This is a genomic window from Nocardiopsis sp. NPDC055879 (genome assembly GCF_053615935.1).
This window is the reverse complement of sequence record NZ_JBSHCT010000057.1, coordinates 1-5,065: the sequence shown is the minus strand read 5'-3', so window position 1 is coordinate 5,065 and position 5,065 is coordinate 1. Positions and strand designations below refer to the sequence as shown.

The following is a 5,065-nucleotide window of genomic DNA, read 5'->3' as shown; positions in this document are numbered from 1 at the left end:
CGACCAGATCGGGCGCCTCACGGACGCCGATGACGTCATCAGCCCGTTGACCTTCCCCGAACCGTCGGTGTCGGTGGGCTATGTCGAGGCCATGGCCTCGGGGCTGCGTGAGCTGGGCACCTCGATCGCCGACACCGGTAACGACATCACCTCCTCCTGGGCCGGGTTGAGTGCTCACTACTCCGCTCCGGAGGCCGAGACTTTGTTCTCGGTCCTGGACCCGGTGGCCACCGACGGCGACACCATCGGTGAGGAGTTGGACCGGGCGGCCAGGGCGTTGGAGAACTTCGCCGAGGACGTCGCCGACATCAAGACCCGCTGGTCCAACCTGCGGGTGGAGGCCTACGACCTGCGCTCGCGCATCCTGGCCAAGGGCGATGACTGGCGCAAAGCCGAGGACACCTGGGATCGGATCGTCGGTAACGAGAGCCCGTTGAAGGAGGAGAACGACGCCCTGATCGAACAGGGCCGCACGATCATCACCGACTACACCGAGGTCGAGAACACCTGCGCCAACGCCATCAACGCCGGGATTTCTGGTCGTACCAACTTCGAGAAACAGCCCGAGGGTGACGCCGAACTCGACCCGAACGTGTTCTACCACGGGTTCGAGCAGGACATCTCGGAGTTGGCCGAGGCGTGGGGGCATGAGGGGGCCCAGACCGACCACGGGTGGTGGGTCGATGTGGGTCATTCGGTGTGGGACTTCGGTGTGGACGCGGTGCAGGGTGTGGGCGCGATGGTGGGCGCGCACTCTTCCGAGGGGTGGTTCCAGGCCTCGTGGGGGGATGCGCTCAAGGAGTACCACTGGGACAACTTGACCTCGGCGGCCTCGTTGGTGGGGATGTATGACGCCGAGTCCGACTCGTTGGGGTGGAACGGCGGGGAGGGTGTGGGCGAGGCCTGGAAGGACCTGGCTCACTCGGTGGTGCCGTGGGAGGAGTGGGGGGATCGGCCCGGGTATGTGATCGGGACGGCGGCGTTGAACGTCATCGGCCTGGTGGGTGGTGCGGCGTTGACGGCCACCGGTGTGGGTGCGGTGGTGGGTGTGCCGTTGATGGCCTGGCGTGGGATGTCCATCATGGACGGGATGGGCGGCTCTGGTCGTGGCGGTAGCGGTGGTGGGGCGGACATCGATTTGCCCCAGATCCCCGACATACCGCGCTTTGGTGGTTCGGGGTCGCCGCTGATCAACCTGGCTGGGAGGGCCCTGGACGCCACCGGGTTCGGCCCGAGCCAGTTGGCCGACTTCAAGGCCATGGTCAACCGTCTGATGCCGTCCGGACAGAACGGGGTCGAGCCGGCCGGTTCCGCCTCGACACAGACGGCCGGGGAAACCGAGGAAGGACGTCCCAGTGGTGCTCGCCCGACACAGGCGAGTGCGGAAGCCGACCAGCGCCCTGTCCAACGCCCTGTGCAGGACTCCGCCATGGATGACCCGAGTGAGTCCGATACGTCTGTGCCGGCGGATACACGGGTTTTCGTTGGGAGCGCTACAGGGGAAACCGGTAGTGGTCGCTCTGGTGTTGATCACTCGGCACGAACGGCCGGGGGAATCGACCAGAGCCCGGACCAGGACCCCACAGTGGGCGATGCGTTGGTCGGTGACGACATTCTCAACCATCCCGACATCGCCGAGATCGACAACAAGACCAAGTCCGACCCCGCAGCCCAAAGGGACTTGGCCGGAACCGACTGGGATCGCAAGATCTCCCAGCCCAAGGTTCCTGTCTCGAACGAGGTGCGGGCGGCCTCCTGGGCCTCGTCACCGTCCTCGGCCGACCCCAGAGGCGACAATAACCACGACGGATCCGACGGCGACGATTCAGATCAGGGTCCCGAGGGCGCAGCGGACAGACAACCGGTCTTGCCGGACGGCACTGTCCCCAAGGACACTCTGAAGGCGAACGTCACCCCTGACCCCCCTGCTCCATTCCCTCCCCTGCTCAGCGTCACCGGTATCGGTACTCCTGGCGGTGGCGGTTCCTTCGGTAACGAGATCTCCAATCACCCTGGGAATCTCGGCGCCGAGTTGCTCGACAACAACCCCGTCGCCCGCAACCAAGGCGGTGGGGGAGCATCTGGCCAAGACAGTTCTTCAACAACCAGATACTCGGATAGCCAAAATAGTGACTCGACGTCCCAAGGAACGTTCACACCTTCTAGTGCGAATGTGAATGGCGGAAGCAGTGCTGGGTCTAGTTCTGGAGGATCCGCCTTCCATTCCCAAGATCCACTAAAGATTCCATGGGGGAAAACAGGAACCGTTGAGGAGGTGGGCCTCTCTGGATCGAGAGTCAATGATGGAGCAAAGCCTGTACTTCCAGAAAATGAACTAAAAAAAGAAGAGGTCAAGAAGGAAAACAAAGAACTCTCTCCCGAGCCAGGCGAACGATTTGGAGATAAAGGTGGACTCTCCCCAGATACGAGCTATGAGGTTTTTGATCGCTCCGGCTCGCTCAGGGGGACATATATCACTGATGCCAGTGGGGAAATAAGAAGAATTGAACTCGATATCAGCAACTTCGACCGTAAGCATCCCGAGTTCGTCGACCCAAGGCCAAATGCAGAATATCGAGTAAAAACTCCAAGCTCGCGTTACGCATATCAGACAAATTCGTACGGTGATAACCTTGAGTCTGAAGGCCGCTTCACTCCGGCCTCGTCCCCTCGTTTCAGTGGGGAAGAGCGCGCAGTAACCAAGGCGGCAAGAGAGTACTACGATACATATAATAGATTTTTGAAGGAAGACTTCGCTGGGAATCCGGAAAAATACCCTGGGCTGACAGAAGCTCCACAATTCGAAAAAACCACATGGAATGGCGGGCATGTAGTAGGGATTGGTGAATTCGGGGGAATTCCAGAGCGATTGAATCAGGTAGCGATGCGGAAGAGTGTAAATCAGCACGCTGCCGCAGAATGGAGGGTAGGAAAGTCTTACCGGAATTTTGAGATGGCGCTAGAAAGAGTTAACAAGGGGGAATTTGAGCACCTTGAAGGGCGCAGTAAGAACCCGGACTATCTGGCTGAGGTCGAACTTTGGAAGGAGGCTTATAGGAAGGCTCCGCCACCGCCTGATATTCGAGCTAGGGTGAAGCAGGTATATGATCCGATGCTCCCGACGTTCGAAGTCAGAAAAAGCAACGGAAATCTTTCGAAAGTGCTAAACGCGCCGCCGGCGGCAATTTCTATTGAATTCAGTATCAACGGAGTGCTGCAGGATGAAATTCTCTTCCCGAATCGGCCTAAGTTGAAATAGGTGGCCCCATGTACGAGTCTAGTAATAATGAGCTATCTCCAGTTGAGGAGCAGGAAGCAATTTCGGGGATGGCGTCAAGCCTGTCGGGCTACCTTCCTGAAAATTGGAAATGGGCTAGATTCTTCATCATGTTCATGGGTGAATACGCGATCCGAAGGGTGGAAGTAGAGAAGGAAGATGGTGAGGTGACGCGAATCAGTCTTCCCACGAGCTTTATCATGAGAGCAATGGAAATCCGCTCTGGGATGTACAAGCAGAATCGTGGGACATGGTTCTCGTGGGAGCTTATGCTGTGGAGTGAGGGAAGGTACAAATCGAAGTTCAATTACACAGATCTTCCCCCGTTTACTTTCGGCCCGGATTCAGATGATTTCCTTGAGGAGATGAGGATATTTCCTAGGAGTGAAGAGTTCATTCCTGGTTGGCTGCAGGAGAAAATCGATGAAGCCAATCGTGGGGAGTAGATTAACTTCTTGATTATTAGAGAGTGCCAGAACCAGGAAAATTTGGATACACACTAACTGGAGTGGAGGGAGGTGGTAGAGGAGATGGTCACTTCCCCTTTCATTATGGGGATCCATCTCAACAGCATCAGGTTCCAGGTCCAAGTTGCCTTGGTTGTGGACCCTGATGTCAACGAGGCCTGTACCTGGCGATTCTGAAGCACCTGGATGCAGGCCGCAGAACCCGTCTTCGCGATGAGCACAGCAGACCCTGATACCGCTGTCGAGCGGCACATCGACCATCGAACGTGGACACTCAGTCCGGTCCCCATCACGACTTCTCCTGAGGGTGAGCCTTTGGAGTTGGTGATCCATCATAAGGCGCGAAGGACGAAGGGCTTCGGTCCGGACTACTCCGCCAACGCGGGTAACTGGACCACCGCGTTCTTCCTGGCCGTCATCTGTCGTGAGCAGGAGCGGTATCGGGAGCTCTGTGAGATCCCGGTGGGGACGCTTCGTGAGTATGGGGAGTCGGAGGGGGCCCGCTACAACCCCTACGTCTACTACTGGATCGCAGCCCTTCAAGACTTCGTTCTGGGCGGCCCGGACCTGGGGGAGAACCTGCTCAAGGCGATGGAGCTTTCTGCGCCTGAGCAGTCCGAGATCGGTAGCGCGGAGAGCCTCGACAAGCTGATCTTCCCCCAGTTGAACGCCTTCCGGTACTTGGTGCAGCGGGACAGTGACGGGTTCAATGAGGCGCTGGCCGAGGGGTTGGTGTCGCATGCCGAGTTTTGGACGACCGAGGACCGTGTCAACGAGATCGATGGAGCCTTTCACCTGGGTCTCCTGGCCCTCGGGTGTCTGGCCTACGACACCGCGGAGGTGGATCCTGACTTCAGCCTCGAAGCCGAATCCGGATATCTGCCCGAGCATCTCGTGCGCAGGTCCTGGTACGGCGAGTTCCCCACGTGAGCGGCCTCTGCGTGATCGGCCGCTGTACGGGCAGAAACCTTCTCACCCTCAAGCCTTGGACATAAGCGTGGGGCGAGGCCCTCGCGACCTCGCCCCACACCCCGGTGGCCGGGGGAGACGGTCCGGGTCCTGCCTGACCCGGTTCCGCCACCCTTGACCCAGTTCCCCCGACCAGGGTCTTGTGTCCCCTCAGCTCTCTTTGACCGCCCCCAGGTCGTACAGGTCGGCGAGCGCCTCATAGGAGTACATGCGGGCCTTTTTGTCGAAGATCATCGACGAGATCATCAGCTCGTCGACACCGGTGTCGACGACGAACTGGTCGATCTTGGCCTTGACGGTCTCGGGTGAACCGACGAACGAGTAGCGCAGCATCGACTCCAGCTGCTGCTTC

At 59.0% G+C, this 5,065-nt stretch carries 3 protein-coding genes and 1 pseudogene; 3 read left to right on the top strand and 1 reads right to left on the bottom strand.

The window, feature by feature from the left end:
• Window positions 1-46 precede the first annotated feature (46 nt).
• The 3 genes from ACWGKS_RS29480 (at window position 47) to ACWGKS_RS29470 (ending at window position 4,674) form a co-directional block, all read left to right on the top strand.
• Window positions 47-3,259, top strand: a complete 3,213-nt coding sequence (locus ACWGKS_RS29480) for a hypothetical protein (protein WP_452524973.1) — start codon at window positions 47-49, stop codon at window positions 3,257-3,259.
• An 8-nt stretch (window positions 3,260-3,267) separates the two neighbouring features.
• The gene (locus ACWGKS_RS29475; RefSeq protein ID WP_452524971.1) at window positions 3,268-3,723 is read left to right on the top strand and encodes a hypothetical protein; all 456 of its coding nucleotides are present in this window, start codon (window positions 3,268-3,270) and stop codon (window positions 3,721-3,723) included.
• A gap of 207 nt (window positions 3,724-3,930) precedes the next feature.
• On the top strand, window positions 3,931-4,674 hold the full coding sequence (locus ACWGKS_RS29470; RefSeq protein WP_452524969.1) for an immunity 49 family protein: 744 nt from the start codon (window positions 3,931-3,933) through the stop codon (window positions 4,672-4,674).
• Window positions 4,675-4,863: 189 nt separating this feature from the next.
• On the opposite strand, the pseudogene ACWGKS_RS29465 reads toward ACWGKS_RS29470, so the two are convergent.
• Window positions 4,864-5,065 (bottom strand): annotated as a pseudogene (locus tag ACWGKS_RS29465) (LLM class flavin-dependent oxidoreductase); the annotation flags it as partial.

What these genes read in the sequence shown, in the direction of transcription:
- ACWGKS_RS29475 (WP_452524971.1), top strand. Translation starts at nt 3,268, where the DNA reads ATGTACGAGTCTAGTAATAATGAGCTATCTCCAGTTGAGGAGCAGGAA.
- ACWGKS_RS29470 (WP_452524969.1), top strand. Translation starts at nt 3,931, where the DNA reads ATGCAGGCCGCAGAACCCGTCTTCGCGATGAGCACAGCAGACCCTGAT.